At 66.4% G+C, this 16,862-nt stretch carries 16 protein-coding genes; 13 read left to right on the top strand and 3 right to left on the bottom strand.

The window, feature by feature from the left end; translation table 11 throughout:
• The coding region (locus tag B3547_RS07600) for an esterase/lipase family protein (protein WP_292961761.1) at window positions 1-646 on the top strand (646 nt) is incomplete at its 5' end.
• Window positions 647-670: 24 nt separating this feature from the next.
• Here the strand turns inward: B3547_RS07600 and B3547_RS07595 are convergent.
• Window positions 671-2,749: a molybdopterin oxidoreductase family protein gene (locus tag B3547_RS07595; protein WP_292961758.1), complete on the bottom strand. Its 2,079-nt coding sequence runs from the start codon at window positions 2,747-2,749 to the stop codon at window positions 671-673.
• 208 nt (window positions 2,750-2,957) lie between these two features.
• Between B3547_RS07595 and B3547_RS07590 the strand changes: the two genes are divergently transcribed.
• From B3547_RS07590 to B3547_RS07565, 6 genes are all read left to right on the top strand, one after another.
• The gene (locus B3547_RS07590; protein WP_124810962.1) at window positions 2,958-4,400 is read left to right on the top strand and encodes a circularly permuted type 2 ATP-grasp protein; all 1,443 of its coding nucleotides are present in this window, start codon (window positions 2,958-2,960) and stop codon (window positions 4,398-4,400) included.
• Between the two features lie 48 nt (window positions 4,401-4,448).
• Window positions 4,449-5,396, top strand: a complete 948-nt coding sequence (locus B3547_RS07585) for an alpha-E domain-containing protein (protein WP_125953858.1) — start codon at window positions 4,449-4,451, stop codon at window positions 5,394-5,396.
• A 13-nt stretch (window positions 5,397-5,409) separates the two neighbouring features.
• Window positions 5,410-6,294 (top strand): transglutaminase family protein, encoded by an 885-nt coding sequence (locus B3547_RS07580; protein ID WP_292961754.1) that lies wholly within the window; start codon window positions 5,410-5,412, stop codon window positions 6,292-6,294.
• Window positions 6,295-6,414: 120 nt separating this feature from the next.
• Window positions 6,415-7,182 (top strand): proteasome-type protease, encoded by a 768-nt coding sequence (locus B3547_RS07575; RefSeq protein ID WP_125953856.1) that lies wholly within the window; start codon window positions 6,415-6,417, stop codon window positions 7,180-7,182.
• A gap of 254 nt (window positions 7,183-7,436) precedes the next feature.
• Window positions 7,437-8,057 (top strand): response regulator transcription factor, encoded by a 621-nt coding sequence (locus B3547_RS07570; RefSeq protein ID WP_124810966.1) that lies wholly within the window; start codon window positions 7,437-7,439, stop codon window positions 8,055-8,057.
• A gap of 151 nt (window positions 8,058-8,208) precedes the next feature.
• Entirely contained in the window at window positions 8,209-8,697 is a 489-nt protein-coding gene (locus tag B3547_RS07565) for a CHAP domain-containing protein (protein ID WP_124810967.1), read from the top strand.
• A 42-nt stretch (window positions 8,698-8,739) separates the two neighbouring features.
• Here the strand turns inward: B3547_RS07565 and B3547_RS07560 are convergent, their stop codons facing one another.
• A complete protein-coding gene (locus B3547_RS07560) occupies window positions 8,740-9,414 on the bottom strand; it encodes an extensin family protein (RefSeq protein WP_292961749.1) in 675 nt (224 codons plus the stop codon).
• 238 nt (window positions 9,415-9,652) lie between these two features.
• On the opposite strand from B3547_RS07560, the gene B3547_RS07555 reads away from it, so the two are divergent.
• From B3547_RS07555 to B3547_RS07535, 5 genes are all read left to right on the top strand, one after another.
• On the top strand, window positions 9,653-10,780 hold the full coding sequence (locus B3547_RS07555; protein WP_125953855.1) for a phosphoserine transaminase: 1,128 nt from the start codon (window positions 9,653-9,655) through the stop codon (window positions 10,778-10,780).
• A gap of 121 nt (window positions 10,781-10,901) precedes the next feature.
• Window positions 10,902-12,425, top strand: coding sequence for a phosphoglycerate dehydrogenase (serA, locus tag B3547_RS07550; protein ID WP_292961746.1), 1,524 nt, complete (start codon window positions 10,902-10,904; stop codon window positions 12,423-12,425).
• 142 nt (window positions 12,426-12,567) lie between these two features.
• The gene (locus B3547_RS07545; protein WP_194918414.1) at window positions 12,568-13,692 is read left to right on the top strand and encodes an ATP phosphoribosyltransferase regulatory subunit; all 1,125 of its coding nucleotides are present in this window, start codon (window positions 12,568-12,570) and stop codon (window positions 13,690-13,692) included.
• Between the two features lie 14 nt (window positions 13,693-13,706).
• Window positions 13,707-14,258 carry a hypothetical protein gene (locus B3547_RS07540; protein ID WP_292961743.1) on the top strand — a complete coding sequence of 184 codons (552 nt, stop codon included), beginning with the start codon at window positions 13,707-13,709 and terminating at the stop codon, window positions 14,256-14,258.
• A gap of 177 nt (window positions 14,259-14,435) precedes the next feature.
• Entirely contained in the window at window positions 14,436-15,245 is an 810-nt protein-coding gene (locus B3547_RS07535; protein ID WP_199558067.1) for a mechanosensitive ion channel family protein, read from the top strand.
• Between the two features lie 173 nt (window positions 15,246-15,418).
• On the opposite strand, the gene B3547_RS07530 is transcribed toward B3547_RS07535, so the two are convergent.
• The gene (locus tag B3547_RS07530) at window positions 15,419-16,351 is read right to left on the bottom strand and encodes an alpha/beta hydrolase (protein ID WP_292961737.1); all 933 of its coding nucleotides are present in this window, start codon (window positions 16,349-16,351) and stop codon (window positions 15,419-15,421) included.
• A gap of 258 nt (window positions 16,352-16,609) precedes the next feature.
• Here B3547_RS07530 and B3547_RS07525 point away from each other — a divergent pair.
• Window positions 16,610-16,862 (top strand): adenylosuccinate synthetase (locus tag B3547_RS07525; RefSeq protein WP_292961735.1); only part of this gene is annotated, 253 nt, incomplete at its 3' end.

The following is a 16,862-nucleotide window of genomic DNA, read 5'->3' as shown; positions in this document are numbered from 1 at the left end:
CGGCTCGGCGGCCGAGCTGTGGCGCGAAGCGGGCAAGGTGCGCCGCGCCGGTGGCCTGGAACTGCCGCGCGGCACATCGCGCGCGGTCATGCTGGTGCCGGGCTTCGGCGCGCACCCCATGCGGATGCGCGGGCTGGCGCGTGCGCTGGAAGGCGCCGGGCACCGCGTCAGCGATTGGGGCATGGGCTGGAACCTTGGCGCGGACGAGGACCGTTTCGCGCGCTTGTGCGAACGGGTCGATGCCATGGCGCGCAAGGAACGCGAACCGCTGACGCTCGTCGGCTGGAGCCTGGGCGGGCTCTACGCGCGCGAAGTGGCCAAGATCATGCCCGAAAACGTGGCGATGGTGGTGACGATGGGCACGCCCTTTTCGGGCGACCGGCGCGCCAACAACGCCTGGCGCGCCTATCAGGCGGTCACCGGCCACACGGTCGATCACCCGCCGGTAGGCGAAGACCTGGCCGAAAAGCCCCCGGTGCCCACCGTGGCGCTGTGGAGCCCGCGCGACGGCATCGTGGCGCCGCGCTCGGCCTGCGGCTGGCCCGGCGAACGCGATCGCGCCATCGCCGTGCGCTGCACGCATCTGGGCTTTGCTGGCCATCCGGACGTGACCCGCGCGGTGGCGGCGCTTCTCACCGAAGGCTGACAGGCGGCCGCCGCGGGCTCCGGGTTATGCCGTTGCCTCCTCGAACGCGCTCACTTCCACGCGCACGCCCGATAGCGCCGCGTTGCCGGAAAGCGGATCGATCGCGGTTTCGTCGGTCAGGTCGTTCACGCTGACGCCGGCGTGGGCTTTCGCCGTCTGCATGGCGATCCCGGGCAGGCCGTGCCCCCAGCCATGCGGGATGGAGACAGTGCCGGGCATGATGTCCTCGGTCACTTCCGCCGGCAGGGCGATCGACCCGGCGCGGGAACGCACGGTGGCCGTCTCGCCATCCGCAATGCCCCGCGCGGTTGCGTCGTCGGGGTGGATCATCAGCGTGCAGCGGTTGGGGCCCTTGGTCATGCGGCGGCTGTTGGCGAGCCACGAGTTGTTGGTGCGCAGATGCCTGCGTCCGATCAGCAGCAGCGCGCCATCGTGCCCGGCGGACGTTTCCGGCACTTCCAGCGCGGCCAGCGCTTCCAGGCATTCGGGATCGGCGCAGGCCACGGTCTTGTGCGGTGTGCGCAGCCTTTCGGGCAGGCGCCCTTCCGCGGGCGGACCGAAATCCAGCCCGGATGGGGCCGCTTCCACATCGGCCAGCGAGACGGCGTAAGGCCCCGAGCGCAGCAAGGCGTCGAGCGTCTCGCGCGGGGTGGGTGCCTGCACCGGCTCGCCCGTGATCGCGCCGGCCAGCCCGCGCAGGATTTCCCAGTCCTGCAAGGTTCCATCTTCGGGCGCGAGCGTCGGCGGCGAATAAGCGGCGATGGTGCGCACGGCCATAGGCAGCAGGAACAGGCCATAGTGATCGCGTTCGAGCGGGCCGACGGGGGGCAGGATGTAGTGCGCGCGCCGGCTGGTCGCGTTGCGGTACATGTCGATCGACACCATCAGGTCCAGCTCGCTCAGCGCCTTGTCCAGCCGGGCGCCGTTGGGCGTAGACAGCACGGGATTGCCAGCGACCACGAACAATGCGCGCAGCCGCCCCTGCCCGGGCGTCTCGATCTCTTCCGCCATCGCGGCGGCCGGCAGTTCCCCCAGCACGGAGCGGTGGCCCGAAACGCGCGAGCGATGCTTGCCGATCGAGCCGGGGGGCAGGATGGCCAGCGTGTCGAGCGCGGGCAGGGGGAACACGATGCCGCCTTCGCGGTCCAGTTGCCCCGCGGCGATGTTGATCAGGCCGATCAGCCAGGCGTTGAGCGTGCCGTGGGCCTGCGTGGCCACGCCCATGCGGCCATAGAGCACTGCCGGCCCTTGCGTCATCCGTTCGGCCAACCCGTCGATGTCCTCCGCCGCGACACCGCAGGCCGCGCCGCAGGCGGCGGCATCGAACCGTTCCAGCGCGGCGGCCACGTCTGCCAGCCCCGTGATGAAGTCCTGAACCGGCCTTGCCGGTCGGCGCGCCAGCACCGCCTTCAGCAGCGCGACAAGGAAGAAGGCATCGGTTGCCGGCCGGATGAACAGATGGCGGTCCGCCACGCGCGCGGTTTCGGTGCGCCGCGGATCGACCACGATCAGCGTTCCGCCGCGCTGGCGCAGTTCGCGCGCGCGGTTGCGGAAATCGGGCACGGTCCAGATGCTGCCGTTTGACGCCATCGGATTGCCGCCCAGGATGATCAGCGTCTGCGTACGGTCGATATCGGGGATGCCGAACAGGCTGGCGTGCCCGAACAGGCGCAGGTTCGCCACCTGATGCGGCATCTGGTCCACGGTGCTGGCCGAGAACTTGTTGCGGGTGTGCAGCGCTTTGGACAGGTATTCGGCATTGAGCGCGTTGCCATAGCTGTGCGCGTTCGGGTTGCCGATATAGACGGCGGAGGCATCCGGATCTTCGGCCAGGATGGCGCGCGTGCGCTGGCCGATTTCGGCGAAGGCCTGTTGCCAGCTGATCTCCTGCCAGGTTTCGCCCACGCGTTTGACCGGCCGGCGCAGGCGATCCGGGTCTTCCTGAAGATCCTGCAGCGCGGTGGCCTTGGGGCAGATATGCCCGCGCGAGAGCGGATTGTGCGGATCACCCTTGATCGACAGCACGGCGCGGTCTTCCGTTTCGACCAGGATGCCGCAGTTCGCCTCGCAGATGTGGCAGGTGCGGTGATGGATCCGGCGCATGGCCACTCTCCCGACTCTGTTTTAATTGACCGGTTAAGAATGCGGCGGGATCGGCATCAAGGCAAGCGGAAACCCCCGGGGCGCCTGCGGACCAACCTTCGTCGCAAATTGCACCAATTCGCGCCAAATTTATTTCGCAGGTGCAACATGAGAGCGCTTGGCAAAGCCCCAATCATATGCAAGCAATGGGCGCAGACGGGATGTGCTTATGACAAACTCCTCGCCCTCGTCCTATGACGAGATGCTTGACGCCGATGGCTCGGTGCGCGCCGCCTACGCGGGCTATTGCAAGTGGTACGAGGAGCAGCCGCCCGACCTGCTGAGACGCAAGAAGAGCGAGGCGGAAGCCTTCTTCCGCCGCACCGGCATCACCTTCAACGTCTATGGCGCGGAAGATGCCGAGGAACGGCTGATCCCGTTCGACATGGTGCCCCGGATCATCACCGCGAACCAGTGGCGCAAGCTGGCGCGCGGGATCGAACAGCGCGTCCGGGCGCTCAACGCCTTCCTGCACGACCTCTATCACCGGCAGGAAATCGTGCGGTCGGGGCGTTTCCCGGAACGGCTGCTCAAGGGCAACGCGGCGTTCCTTGCGGAAATGTCGGGCTTCACGCCGCCGGGCGGGGTCTATACCCACATTGTCGGCATCGACCTTGTCCGCACGGGCGAGGACGATTTCATGGTGCTGGAAGACAATGCCCGCACCCCCAGTGGCGTCTCCTACATGCTGGAGAACCGCGAAACGATGATGGCGATGTTCCCGGAACTGTTCACCCGCGTGCGTGTGCGGGAAGTTTCGGACTACCCACGCCGCCTGGCCCGCAGTCTTGCCGCCTGCGCGCCACCGGCCTTCGATGCGTCGGGCGGGCGCAAGCCGGTGGTCGCGGTGCTGACGCCGGGCATCTACAACAGCGCCTATTTCGAACACGCCTTCCTGGCCGACCAGATGGGCGCGGAACTGGTCGAAGGCAGCGACCTGCGCGTGGAGAACGGCCGCATCGCCATGCGCACCACGCGCGGGTGGAAGCCGATCGACGTGCTCTACCGCCGTGTCGACGACGAATATCTTGATCCGCTGACGTTCAACCCGGACAGCGTGCTGGGCGTTTCGGGCATCATGGACGTCTATCGCGCCGGCGGCATCACCATCGCCAACGCGCCGGGTACCGGCATCGCCGACGACAAGGCGATCTACAGCTTCATGCCCGAGATCGTGGAGTTCTACACCGGCGAGAAGCCGATCCTCCAGAACGTGCCCACCTGGCGCTGTTCGGAGCCGGAGGCGCTGGCCTATGTGCTGGAGCATCTGGCCGAACTGGTGGTGAAGGAAGTCCACGGCTCGGGCGGCTATGGCATGTTGATCGGGCCGACCTCCTCGCGGAAGGAAATCGCCGCGTTCGAGGCCAAGCTGCGCGCACGGCCGGACAACTATATCGCCCAGCCCACGCTTTCGCTGTCGACCGTGCCCATTCTTGCCAAGGCCGGTCTCGCGCCGCGCCACGTGGACTTGCGGCCCTTCGTGCTGGTTTCGCCCAACGGGGTGGACATCACGCCGGGCGGGCTCACCCGCGTTGCGCTGAAGAAGGGGTCGCTGGTGGTGAATTCGTCGCAGGGGGGCGGCACCAAGGACAGCTGGGTTCTGGATGATTGACGCTGCTCTCGGGTCGGGGGCGACGGATCGGACGGTCATGGAGACGGAATGCTAGGCAGATCGGCAAACGGTATTTTCTGGCTCTTCCGCTACCTGGAGCGCGCGGAGAACACCGTGCGCCTGGTCGAGGCGGGATTCCGCATGGCGCTGACGCGCGATGCCAAGGATGCCAGCGACGAATGGCGCTCGGTCATCGTCACGCTGGGCCTGCAGGAGTTGTTCGAAGCCAAGTTCGGCACGGAATATACCGGCCCGCACGTCTTCAATTTCGTCCTGCGCGACAAGGAGAATCCCGGCAACGTCCTGCTGATGTGCGAACTGGCCCGCACCAACGCGCGCATGGTCCGCACCGGCATCACGCGCGAGGTGTGGGAAGCCGTCAACGAAAGCTGGATGAAGGTGAAGGAGCTGCTCGCCCGTCCGGTTACCGAAACGCGGCTGGGCGACGTGCTCGATTGCATCCGCCGCCAATCGACGCAGGTGCGCGGGGCGATGGAAGGCACCATGCTGCGCAACGAGATCTACAATTTCGCGCGGATCGGCAGTTTCATCGAACGGGCGGACAACACCGCGCGCATTCTGGACGTGAAGTATTACGTCCTGCTGCCGGCCGTGTCGTATGTGGGCTCCAGCCTGGACAACGTGCAGTGGGAAAACGTGCTGCGCTCGGTCGCGGGGGAGCGCGCCTATCGCTGGCTCAATGCCGGGCGGATGGACCCGCGCGGTATCGCGGAATTCATGCTGCTCGACGGGCGTTTCCCGCGCAGCCTGGCGTTCTGCTATTCCAAGCTGCGGTCGAACCTCGCCAGCCTTGCCCGCGAATATGGCGAGGAAATGGAAAGCCACCACATCCTGCGCAACGCCGACAGCGAACTGCATGCGCTGACGGTCGATGCGATCTTCGATCAGGGCCTCCATGAATTCATCGGCCGGTTCATCGCCCACAACACCCAGCTCGCGCTCCAGATTCAGCGCGACTACCGTTTCGTCGAATAGAGAAGGATCGCCGGTGCGCATCGCCATCGATCACACCACGCATTACCGCTTTTCGGAACCGGCCGCGCATGGCCTCCAGCGCCTGCGGCTGACGCCCAAGGCCACTTCGGGCCAGACGATCCAGTCCTGGGACATGGAACTGGCGGGTGCGGTGCTGGAAGCCGAATACGACGATCACAACTGCAATCACGTTTCGCTGATAGCCTTCACGCCCGGCGCCACCGATGTGACCATCCGCTGCCGGGGCGTGGTCGATACCGCCGACAATGCCGGCATCGTCGGCAAGCATTCCGGCCATCTGCCGCTGTGGCATTTCGCGGAACCGACAGAACTGACGCGCGCCGGTCCGCGTGTGCGCGCGCTGCTGGCGGCGCTGGGGCAGGCTCAGACTCAGACTCAGGGCCAGTCGCAGGGGCAAAGCCAGAGTCAGAGTCAGAGTCAGGGCACGCGTCTGGGCGATGACCGGCTGGCGGTGCTGCACGATCTATCCGCGCTGGTGGCCGAACGGGTCGCTTACGCTACGGGGCACACCGACGCGGCGACGCCGGCCGAAGCCGTGCTGACGGCGGGCCATGGCGTCTGCCAGGACCATGCCCACGTGTTCATTGCGGCGGCGCGGGCGCTGGGCATACCGGCGCGCTATGTCAGCGGCTATCTGCTGATGGACGACCGGGTGGATCAGGATGCCGGCCATGCCTGGGCCGAGGCCTTCGTCGCCAATCTCGGCTGGGTCGGCTTCGATATCTCGAACCGCATCTGTCCCGACGTGCGCTACGTCCGCGTGGCGACGGGCGCCGACTATCGCGATGCCGCCCCCATCACCGGCATCCGCTATGGCGATCTTGACGAAACCATGCACGTCAAGCTTGCCGTGGAACAGCAGCGTGTGGAACAATAATCTAGGATTCATCCGCAGCGGACGTTGACGGCGATTGCCCCCGCTGTGCGATAACCCGATAGACGGGTAATACCGGGGGACGGGGGCGGCTGGCTCCCTTTTGGCGTACACGGGGGAACGATGACCTATTGCGTGGGGATGGTGCTCGACAGGGGCCTCGTGATGATGAGCGACACCCGCACCAATTCCGGGGTCGATAACATCTCCGTATTCCGCAAGATGTTCAGCTGGCATGTGCCCGGCGAACGGATCATCACGATGATGACGGCGGGCAACCTTGCCACCACGCAGGCGGTGGTCAGCCAGCTGGAGGAACGGAACAAGGCGCCGGGCGAACGCCGCCCCTCGTTGCTGGAAGCGCCGACGATGTTCCAGGTGGCGACGATCGTGGGCAACCTGCTGCGCGATGTGATCGAACGGCGGCAGGATGACGGCGGGCCGTCGGGGGAAGGGCCGCGCTTCACCGCATCGATCATCATCGCCGGCCAGATCCGGGGCATGGAACCGCGCCTGTTCATGGTCTATCCCGAAGGCAACTTCATCGAGGCATCGTTCGACACGCCGTTCTTCCAGATCGGCGAGACCAAGTATGGCCGCCCGATCCTGCTGCGCGGCTATGAGCCGACGATGACGTTCGAGGACGCGGTGAAGCTGCTGATGGTCTCGTTCGATTCCACGCTGGCGGCGAACCTTTCGGTGGGGCTGCCCTTCGATCTGATGGTGATCGAGCGTGACCGGTTCGAGCCGCTGCACCAGCGCCGGATCACCAAGGACGATCCCTATTTCAAGCAGATTTCGTCGAGCTGGAGCGAGGCGCTGCGGCAGGCGTTCCATTCGCTGCCGGATTACTCGTTCGATCCGCCTGCGGTTCCTGCCGAAATAGAATAAGTAGTTTAACCAAGTATAGCTACGAACGCCTTATTTTCCAGCTGCTTGGATTTGCTGCTTGCTTCCGCGGTTTATTTAGATATTAGGGCGCAATATTTTCTCGAATTTGGATGAATATAACGTAATTCAATCCGGTTCGGATGTCGATTTACTTAGTGAAATTAGATATTAACTATCTTTCGGCGCCGCTTAAACTTCCGCTTTGAGGCTGGTCTGACTGGCGCAATCGGCCTGTTCGATGATGTGATGCCGTCATGGCTGAACGCATCACACTCCATGTCCTCGATAGTGACTCCGCCCGCCGTGCCCGGCTTGCCCGCCTCGCATTCGCCGCGGGGCATCACGCCGAAATCTACGCCAGTGCGGATGAGCTCCTGTCTCACGCGCCGTCCGGCGGGCTGGTCATCGCGCATGATGAACCGGTGGGGGAAGGCATCCCGTCTCTGCTCGGCCTGATGAACCGGTTCGGCCACTGGCTGCCGGTCATCGCGGTGGCGGAGCGTCCGCAGACGGAATCGGTGGTCCGCGCCATCAAGGCCGGGGCGCTTGACTATCTGGTCCTGCCGCACGAGATCGCGCCGCTCAACGAAGCGATCGAGCGCGCCGCGCGCGAGGCGGACAACCACCGGGCGCACCGCGCCCGCGCGGCGGATGCCCGGCAGCGCATCGCGCGCCTTTCCCTGCGCGAGCGCGAGGTGCTCGATCGCCTGGCCGATGGATGCAGCAACAAGGCCATCGCGCGCGAACTCGATATCAGTCCGCGCACGGTCGAAATTCACCGCATGAAGATGATGGGCAAGCTGGGCGCGCGCCACGCGGCGGAAGCGGTACGCCTGCGGATCGAGGCGGACGGGCTTCATATCGCCGCCGCGTGATCGCGGCGAGGGCGATCCTGGCCCTCCGGGAACCAGGTTTTCCACAGTGCGTTAAGTCACAGTTACCATCCCCGGGTGGGAGGTGTCTGCCGCACGACGACTCGTTGCGGCCAGAGGTTTGTGCGCTGCGGAAATTGGCTATGAAGCTGCCATGCTTCGCACCGCCTACGCTTCGATCCTCGCTCTGCTGGCTCTCATCGCCACCGCTGTCCCGGCCCAGGCTCGCCTGCAATGCGTGACTTACGCGCGCTCGGTGTCCGACGTGCAACTGTTCGGCAATGCGCGGACGTGGTGGGATCAGGCGGCCGGCACGTATGCCCGTGGCCACCGCCCGCGCGCGGGTGCGGTGCTGGCCTTCCGCGCCACCGGCGCCATGCCGATGGGTCATGTCGCCGTGGTGAGCAAGGTGCTAGACAGCCGCCGCGTGCTGCTCAACCACGCCAACTGGTCGCGCCCCGGTATGGTCGAGCGCGAGGCGCTGGCGGTCGATGTTTCCGAAGCGGGCGACTGGAGCAAGGTGCGCGTGTGGTACGCGCCCACACATTCGCTGGGCCTGCGCGAAGCGCCGGCTTTCGGCTTCATCTATCCCGACGGGTCGGATACGCTGGCGGGGAATAGTGTCCAGGACGCTAAGGGCTGATTGTCCGGGCCGCGCGAAGCGGTCCAGGCTATCCCTCCGGGATCAGCGACAGAATGGACGGCTGGCTCCGATTTCCAGATGGAAGTGATTGCGGTGCGCGGCGTTGTAGTCCGGGCTGAGCACCGTGCCGAAGCGCTTGCAGGCGCTGGCGTGGATAACGCGCAGGAATTCGCGCTCTGCCGGCGTCCCGCCTGACCAGTTGTTGAGCACGCTCACGCGCCGGCCATCGGCCAGCAGGAAGGCGGCGATGTCGATCGCGTTGGCGGTGGCGTGGCCCGAAAGGCGCGCGGTGCCCGCCACGGTGCGGCAGGAATAAGTCCCCATCGTCTCTATGCGCAGCAGCGGGCTGCCCAGGATCTGCCGGGCAGCGCGGTCCACGCCAAAGCGCGCCCAGCCCGAAAGCGTGGTGGCGAGCGGGCAACTGACCGGGCCGAGATTGGACAGCTGCAGCCGCCGGTCGTCGCTTTCCAGCCAGGTCAGGCGCACCGCGTTGAGCGTGGAGCAACCCGCGCCGTAATACTGATCGGGCAAGGGCGTGAAGCCGGCGTCGGATTGCCCGAGCCGCGCCAGGCAGGCCTGCGCGGCGGGGACGGGCGAAAACGTGCCCAGCGCGCTGCGCGCGGGTTCGCGGTGCTGCGGTTCGGGCGCGCTGATACAGCCGGCCAGCGCCGAGGAAAGGCAGGCCGCCACGATCAGGGAAAGGCCGCGAATCTTCATGGGGCAGCTTATAACCGGGAATGGTTATTTTTCTGGTAACTGTCTGCAAAACAACGGTTGTTCATCTGGGGGAAAGGTGTGGCCAGCGCTTTCCGGTCTCCGCCTACCGGTGCCGTATTTCCGCACGATAATTTTGCGGCGCGCCGGTTCCGGTTGACAATCCGCCCCGCGCCGTTAGGTGCGGCTCCGGGCCACGCGGTCCCAACGCCGCGCGAGCTCTCTGCAAGGAGAGTCAGACATGACTACGACTATTCCGGCGCGCAAGCCTGCGCGTCCGTTCTTTTCTTCCGGTCCCTGCGCCAAGCCGCCGGGCTATTCCCTCGACAAGCTGGCAACCGAATCGCTGGGGCGCTCGCACCGCGCCAAGATCGGCAAGACGCGCCTGCAGTACTGCATCGACCTGATGCGCGAAGTGTTGGGCCTGCCCGACACGCATCGCATCGGCATCGTGCCCGGTTCGGACACCGGCGCTTTCGAAATGGCGATGTGGACGATGCTCGGCGCGCGCGGCGTGACGACGCTTGCCTGGGAAAGCTTCGGTGAAGGTTGGGTCACCGATGCGGTCAAGCAGCTCAAGCTCGAACCGACCGTGATGCGCGCCGATTACGGCCAGCTTCCCGATCTCGACAAGGTGGACTGGTCGGACGACGTCCTGTTCACCTGGAACGGCACCACCTCCGGCGTGCGCGTGCCCGATGGCGAATGGATCGCCGCCGATCGCCAGGGCCTGTGCTTCGCCGACGCCACCAGCGCGGTGTTCGCCTATGACCTGCCGTGGGACAAGATCGATGTCGCCACCTTCTCGTGGCAGAAGGTGCTGGGCGGCGAAGGCGCGCACGGCGTGCTGATCCTTGGTCCGCGCGCGGTCGAACGGCTGGAAAGCTATACGCCGGAATGGCCGCTGCCCAAGGTGTTCCGCCTGATCTCCAAGGGCAAGCTTGCCGAAGGCGTGTTCAAGGGCGAAACCATCAACACCCCCTCGATGCTGGCGGTGGAAGACGCGATCTTCGCGCTGGAATGGGCCAAGGGGCTCGGCGGGCTCGAAGGGCTCAAGGCGCGCTGCACCGCCAATGCCGAGGCGCTCGACAAGATCGTCGCCGAACGCGCATGGCTGTCGCACCTTGCGGTCGATCGCGGCATTCGCTCGAAGACCTCGGTCTGCCTCTCGGTCGAAGGCGCGGACGCGGACTTCATCAAGGCGTTCGCCGGCCTGCTCGAAAAGGAAGGCGCGGCCTATGACATCGCGGGCTACCGCGATGCGCCTCCGGGCTTGCGCATCTGGTGCGGCGCGACCGTCGACACCGCCGACATCGAAGCGCTCGGTCCCTGGCTCGACTGGGCCTGGGAAACGCTGAAGGCCGCCTGAATCACGAAATTCCGTCATCCTGACGAACGTCAGGATCCCCGGCCGGATTGCGGAACACGCGGTTCCGTTTAGCCGCCTGCGATCCCGGCTTTCGCCGGGATGACGTCTGGAGACAAATGTCATGACCAAGCCCAAAGTCCTCATTTCCGACAAGATGGACCCCAACGCCGCCGCGATCTTCCGCGAACGCGGCTGCGAGGTGGATGAGATCACCGGCCTGAAGCCCGAGGAACTGATCGCGATCATCGGCCAGTACGATGGCCTCGCCATCCGCTCGTCGACCAAGGTGACCAAGGAAATCCTCGACGCCGCGACCAATCTGAAGGTCGTCGGCCGCGCCGGNNNNCCGTTCGGCAACTCGATCACCACCGCCGAACACGCCATCGCGCTGATGTTCGCGCTGGCGCGCCAGCTTCCCGAAGCCAATGCCCAGACGCAGGCGGGCCTGTGGCCGAAGAACGGCTTCATGGGCGTGGAAGTGACGGGCAAGACGCTCGGCCTGATCGGTGCCGGCAACATCGGCTCGATCGTCGCCAGCCGCGCGCTGGGCCTGAAGATGAAGGTCGTCGCCTACGATCCGTTCCTCACGCCCGAACGCGCGGTGGAAATGGGCGTGGAGAAGGCCGATCTCGACACGCTGCTGGCCAAGGCGGACTTCATCACGCTGCACACGCCGCTGACCAGCGAGACGCGCAACATCCTGTCGGCGGAAAACCTCGCCAAGACCAAGAAGGGCGTGCGCATCATCAACTGCGCGCGTGGCGGGCTGGTCGATGAGGCGGCGCTCAAGGACCTGCTCGATTCGGGCCATGTCGCCGGTGCGGCGCTGGACGTGTTCGTGACCGAGCCGGCCAAGGAATCGCCGCTGTTCGGCACGCCGAACTTCATCTGCACCCCGCACCTCGGTGCCTCCACCACCGAAGCGCAGGTCAACGTCGCGCTGCAGGTGGCGGAACAGATGGCGGATTACCTCGTCACCGGCGGCGTCACCAACGCGCTCAACATGCCCTCGCTTTCGGCCGAAGAAGCGCCGAAGCTGCGGCCCTACATGGCGCTGGCGGAGAAGCTCGGCTCGCTCGTCGGCCAGCTTGCGCACGACAACCTGACCAAGATCGCGATCGAGGTCGAAGGCGCAGCGGCGCAGCTCAACCCCAAGCCGATCACCGGCGCGGTGCTGGCCGGGCTGATGAAACAGTATTCGCAGTCGGTGAACATGGTCAACGCGCCGTTCCTGGCCAAGGAACGCGGGCTGGACGTGCGCGAAGTGCGTCATGACCGCGAAGGCGAATACCGCACGCTGGTGCGCGTCACCGTCGGCACCAGCCAGGGTGAACGCTCGGTCGCGGGCACGCTGTTCGGCAACGGCCAGGCCCGCCTGGTCGAGATCTTCGGCATCGGCATCGAAGCCGATCTCGATGGCGACATGCTCTACATCGTCAACACCGACGCCCCGGGCTTCATCGGCTCGATCGGCACGCTGCTGGGCAAGACCGGCATCAACATCGGCACGTTCCACCTTGGCCGCCGCGAGGCTGGTGGCGAAGCGGTGCTGCTGCTGTCGGTCGACAGCCCGGTCAGCGAGGAAGTGCTGGCCGAAGCCCGTCAGGTTCAGGGCGTGCGCATCGTCAAGGCGCTGAAGTTCTGACCTGAGCGTCGGCGCGCATGCTTCGACAAGCTCGGCATGAGCGGTTTTGGGCCTCATTTCCCAACCCCGCTCGCCCTGAGCTTGCCGAAGGGCGTGCGCTGGCGTTCGACATAACCGCCAATACCCCCTAAAGGCTCGCGCCATGGATACCAGCGACCCCGATCTGCTGCCCGAAGGGCTTGAGGACCGGCTGCCGCGCGAAGCGGCGACGGCGACCCGTGTGATGCGTGCCGTTCAGGACGTGATGCACGGCCACGGCTATGATCGCGTGCTGCCGCCGATGATCGAGTTCGAGCGCAGTCTGGCCGCGCGCATGGCGGGCATCCAGTCGCGCCGGATGTTCCGTTTCGTCGATCCCTCGTCGCTGCGGATGATGGCGCTGCGCAGCGATTTCACCCCGCAGATCGGCCGGATCGCCGAAACCCGCCTGGCCGCTGCGCCGCGCCCGCTGCGCCTGTGCTATGCCGGGCAGGTGCTGACCATCAAGGGCGACGGGCTGGACCCGGCGCGCGAGCGCTTCCAGTGCGGCGCCGAACTGATCGGCGCGGACAATGTCGCCGCCGCAAGCGAGATCGTCGCGCTGGCGATCGAGGCGCTCGCGGCCGCCGGCGGGCGCAACATCAGCGTCGATTTCACGCTGCCCGATCTTGTCGATACGCTGGCCGAGAAGGCCATGCCGCTTGCCCCCGGACAGATCGAGGCGGTGCGGCGCGAACTGGATACCAAGGATGCCGGCGGGCTGATCGATGCCGGCGGCGAGGCCTATGTTCCGCTGCTTTACGCAACCGGCGATTTCGATGCGGCTATCGAGAAGCTGGCCGCGATCGATGCGGGTGGCGTGCTGGCCGGCCGCATCGCGGCGCTGCGCCAGATCGCGGCGCGTCTGGGCGGAACGGCCCGGCTCACGCTCGATCCGGCCGAACGCCATGGCTTCGAATACCAGACCTGGTTCGGCTTCACGCTCTATGCCGAAGGCGTGCGCGGCGTGCTGGGGCGGGGCGGCACCTACCGCATTGCCAGCGCCAACGGGGGTGAGGGCGAGGCCGCGACCGGCTTCTCGCTCTACCCGGATGCGCTGGTCGGCCTGCTCGCCGCGTCGGAACGGCGCGAGGACATGGTGTTCCTGCCGCTGGGGCATGATCGCGATGCCGCCGCGCGGCTGCGCGCGATCGGCTGGCGCACTGCCGCCGCACTCAGCGAGACCGACAGCGCCACCGCGCTCGGCTGCACGCATGTGCTGGGCAAGGACGGCCCGGAGGCACTCTGACCGCCGGCGCGGAAGTGCCCGTTATCGCCGGCCCGGCGGTGGCGCGCGCGCTTCTCGCTGGATGGCAGACCCGCTGGCGCGCTCCCGCTGACGGCCCCCTTTCGCGCTGTGCGCCGGGCGATCGCCTGATCGTGCGCGAAGCGTGCATTCCCGGCCGTATCCGCGATGGCGGGGAAGTCATGACCGATCTCGCCCGCGCCGAATTCGTCGTCTTTCCCGATGGCTGGCGTCGTTATCGCGACGGCTCCGGTCGCAGCGGCCCGCTGCCGCGCGATGCCGACGAGAAATGGATAGCGGCGGTGCACATGCCGCGCTGGGCGGTGCGTATCGAACTGATCGTCGAGCGTGGGCTGATCGAGCCGGTGCAGGCGATCACGCGCGCCGACATGCGCGCGGAAGGCTTGCGGCCGCTGCTCGGCGGGCTGTTCTGGCGCGCGCCGGCGCATGGCACCGGGCTTTCCCCCCGCCGTCTCTATGCGCGGCGCTGGAATCTGGACCATCCCACGCCGGGCTCTCGCTGGCAGGACAACCCTTCCACCATCGTGCTGGATGTCCGCCGCGCGTGAACGCGGCCATCCCCGCCGAACCGCGGCAGAAATGGATCATTTTCGGACGAGAATCGGCCGTTTCCCGCCAGCTTTGCCGATAAAATGGAGAGAGTTCCGTTTTATCGGCCCGCCGCCGCCGGTCTATCCTGGGAGCAAGGCCTTCGTGCGAAGGCCGCTTGCTTCCTTGGAGAAGACATGATGGATCTCTCGGCGCTCTGGGCCAGTGCGGCACCGCTTCTTACCGCGGGCGCGATCAAGATCGGCGCGGCCTTCGTTCTCTATATGGTGGGCCGCTGGCTGATCGGCTTCGCGATCCACGCCCTGTCCGCGCTGCTGACCAAGCGGAACTTCGACGCGACGCTCCAGCGCTACATCGCCAACATGCTGGCGGTGGTGCTCAACATCCTGCTGGTCGTGGCGATCCTCGGCTATTTCGGGTTGCAGACCACCAGCTTCGCCGCGCTGCTCGCCGGCGTCGGCCTCGCCATCGGCGCAGCCTGGTCGGGCTTGCTCGGCAATTTCGCGGCCGGCGCCTTTATCATTATCTTCCGGCCCTACAAGCTGGGCGATTATGTCGTGGCCGGCGGCGTCGAAGGTACGGTGATCGAGATCGGGATGTTCAACACGATCATCAACACGCCCGACAACGTGATGTCGGTGGTGGGCAACGCGAAAGTCTCGGCCGACGTCATCAAGAACTTCAGCAGCAACGGATACCGCCGCGTCGATCGCACCGCGCAACTGGCGTTCGGCGTGGACCCGGTGGATGCGATCGGCCGGCTCAAGGCGGCGCTGGCCGGCGTTCCGAACGTGCTGACCGATCCCGCGCCGGACGTTGAGATCCTGGATTTCAACGAGCGCGGCACGGTGCTGTGCGTGCGCCCTTACTGCCACACCAACCATTACTGGCAGGTCTATTTCGATACCAACAAGCTGATCGCCGAAACCTTCGGCGCGGCCGCCTATGGTGCGCCGCATACGGTGCACCAGATCAGGCAGGGCTGAACCGCCCTTCGGGGTCGCGCGGGAAACGCCGGTGCGGGATGCCGCGCCGGGGTTTTCTTCTTGTCGACTATCCTGTTCGCGAACGACGGCGCAAGTCTCGCTCCCCTCCCGNNCGGGAGGGGTTGGGGGTGGGCATTCCCACGCCACGTTGCCTAGGGTCCTGACCCTGGGCGTTACTTCCCGAACGTCGCCTTCAGCCAGCGGTCGGTCAGCACTGTCGCGGGATAATCCGGATCGCCCAGTTTCGCGTTGATTTCGACATGGCCCTGCAACCCCGTGCCGGGGAAGCTGCCGGTTTCTACGCTGGTACCGCCGGCGCGCAGCGCCTTGGCCAGCTCCTCCGCCTGCGCCACGCCGTCCGGCCGCTGGACATGGAGCAGCAGGAAGCGCGGCGCGTTCGGCGCGGCGGCCTGCAAGGCGGGGGATAGCGCGCGCTGGCGGGCGGGGTCCGATCCGAACGGCGCGTCATAGATGCGGCGCTGATACTGCCCGACCGAGGCGATCTGCTGCGGCACGTCATAGGCCGCGCCGTCGACGGGGATCACGCCCGCCACATCCGCGAACGAAAGGCCGGCCTCCCGCAGATAGCGTTCGTCGGTGCCGACCAGCGCCACAAGGTGCGCCCCGGCGCTGTGGCCCATCAGCACCACGCGGTGCCGGTCGATCCCCAGCGCATCGGCTTGCGCCAGCAGCGCCGCCAGCGCGGCAGCGACGTCGCTCGCCTGTTGTTCCACCGTCGCCTGCGGCACCAGCCGGTAATCGATCGAAGCGAAGGCATAGCCCAGCGCGGGGAAGTGCTCGACCTTGGCCTTGCCGGTCGCGTTCTCCTTGCTGCCGTGTGCCCAGCCGCCGCCGTGGACGAACAGGACCAGCGGCGCCGGGCCTGCCGCCTCGCGCGCCGGCCAGAACGCGATCGTCTGCGCGGCATCGTCGCCATAGCGGATCGTCCGGTCGGCCGCCGGCAGGGTGCGCCAGGCCTGATCGCCCTGTCCGCCGTTCTGGCGTCCGGCCATCATCGCGCGCAGGCGATCGCCGGGGCTGGCCTGCGCGGCGGCGGTCAGCACCAGGGTCGTGCCGATGATCGTGCCAAGGAAGATGTTTCGCATGAGACAGCACTTCGCGATTGCAGACCGGACGATGCTATCGCGCGCCGGCCGTATCGCCAGCCTGAAGTGGTTACGAGGTGTGACATGCGCCGTGTGCGGTACGCGGTGTGACGGGGGCGGCATCGACACGCCGATTGTGCGTCATGCGTCTTTCCCGGCAGTGCGCTCTTGCCCTTGCACCCGGTGTCCCCTAGTGCGCCGCGGGAACTCCCCAAGACAATTTCAAGACACCGAGTCCGCGACAGGAAAGGCATCGTTTTGGCCAACGTAACCGTGATTGGCGCCCAGTGGGGCGATGAGGGCAAGGGCAAGATCGTCGATTGGCTGGCCAGCCGGGCGGATGCCGTCGTGCGCTTCCAGGGCGGGCATAACGCGGGCCATACNNTCGGCAATGGCGTGGTGCTCGATCCGTGGGCGCTGAAGGCCGAGATCGAAAAGCTCGAAGGCCAGGGTGTCGACATCAACACCGAAAACTTCGCCATCGCCGACAATTGCCCGCTGATCCTGCCGT

Source organism: Novosphingobium sp. UBA1939, assembly GCF_002336885.1.
Classification (GTDB): domain Bacteria; phylum Pseudomonadota; class Alphaproteobacteria; order Sphingomonadales; family Sphingomonadaceae; genus Novosphingobium.
The sequence above is the reverse complement of the archived record's forward strand: the minus strand, read 5'-3'. Positions and strand labels throughout refer to the sequence as shown.

Bases quoted from the DNA above. Each gene is read 5' to 3' on its own strand.
- B3547_RS07595 (WP_292961758.1), bottom strand. From the start codon at position 2,749: ATGCGCCGGATCCATCACCGCACCTGCCACATCTGCGAGGCGAACTGC.
- B3547_RS07590 (WP_124810962.1), top strand. From the start codon at position 2,958: ATGACAAACTCCTCGCCCTCGTCCTATGACGAGATGCTTGACGCCGAT.
- B3547_RS07585 (WP_125953858.1), top strand. From the start codon at position 4,449: ATGCTAGGCAGATCGGCAAACGGTATTTTCTGGCTCTTCCGCTACCTG.
- B3547_RS07575 (WP_125953856.1), top strand. From the start codon at position 6,415: ATGACCTATTGCGTGGGGATGGTGCTCGACAGGGGCCTCGTGATGATG.
- B3547_RS07570 (WP_124810966.1), top strand. From the start codon at position 7,437: ATGGCTGAACGCATCACACTCCATGTCCTCGATAGTGACTCCGCCCGC.
- B3547_RS07565 (WP_124810967.1), top strand. From the start codon at position 8,209: ATGCTTCGCACCGCCTACGCTTCGATCCTCGCTCTGCTGGCTCTCATC.
- B3547_RS07560 (WP_292961749.1), bottom strand. From the start codon at position 9,414: ATGAAGATTCGCGGCCTTTCCCTGATCGTGGCGGCCTGCCTTTCCTCG.
- B3547_RS07555 (WP_125953855.1), top strand. From the start codon at position 9,653: ATGACTACGACTATTCCGGCGCGCAAGCCTGCGCGTCCGTTCTTTTCT.
- B3547_RS07545 (WP_194918414.1), top strand. From the start codon at position 12,568: ATGGATACCAGCGACCCCGATCTGCTGCCCGAAGGGCTTGAGGACCGG.
- B3547_RS07535 (WP_199558067.1), top strand. From the start codon at position 14,436: ATGATGGATCTCTCGGCGCTCTGGGCCAGTGCGGCACCGCTTCTTACC.
- B3547_RS07530 (WP_292961737.1), bottom strand. From the start codon at position 16,351: ATGCGAAACATCTTCCTTGGCACGATCATCGGCACGACCCTGGTGCTG.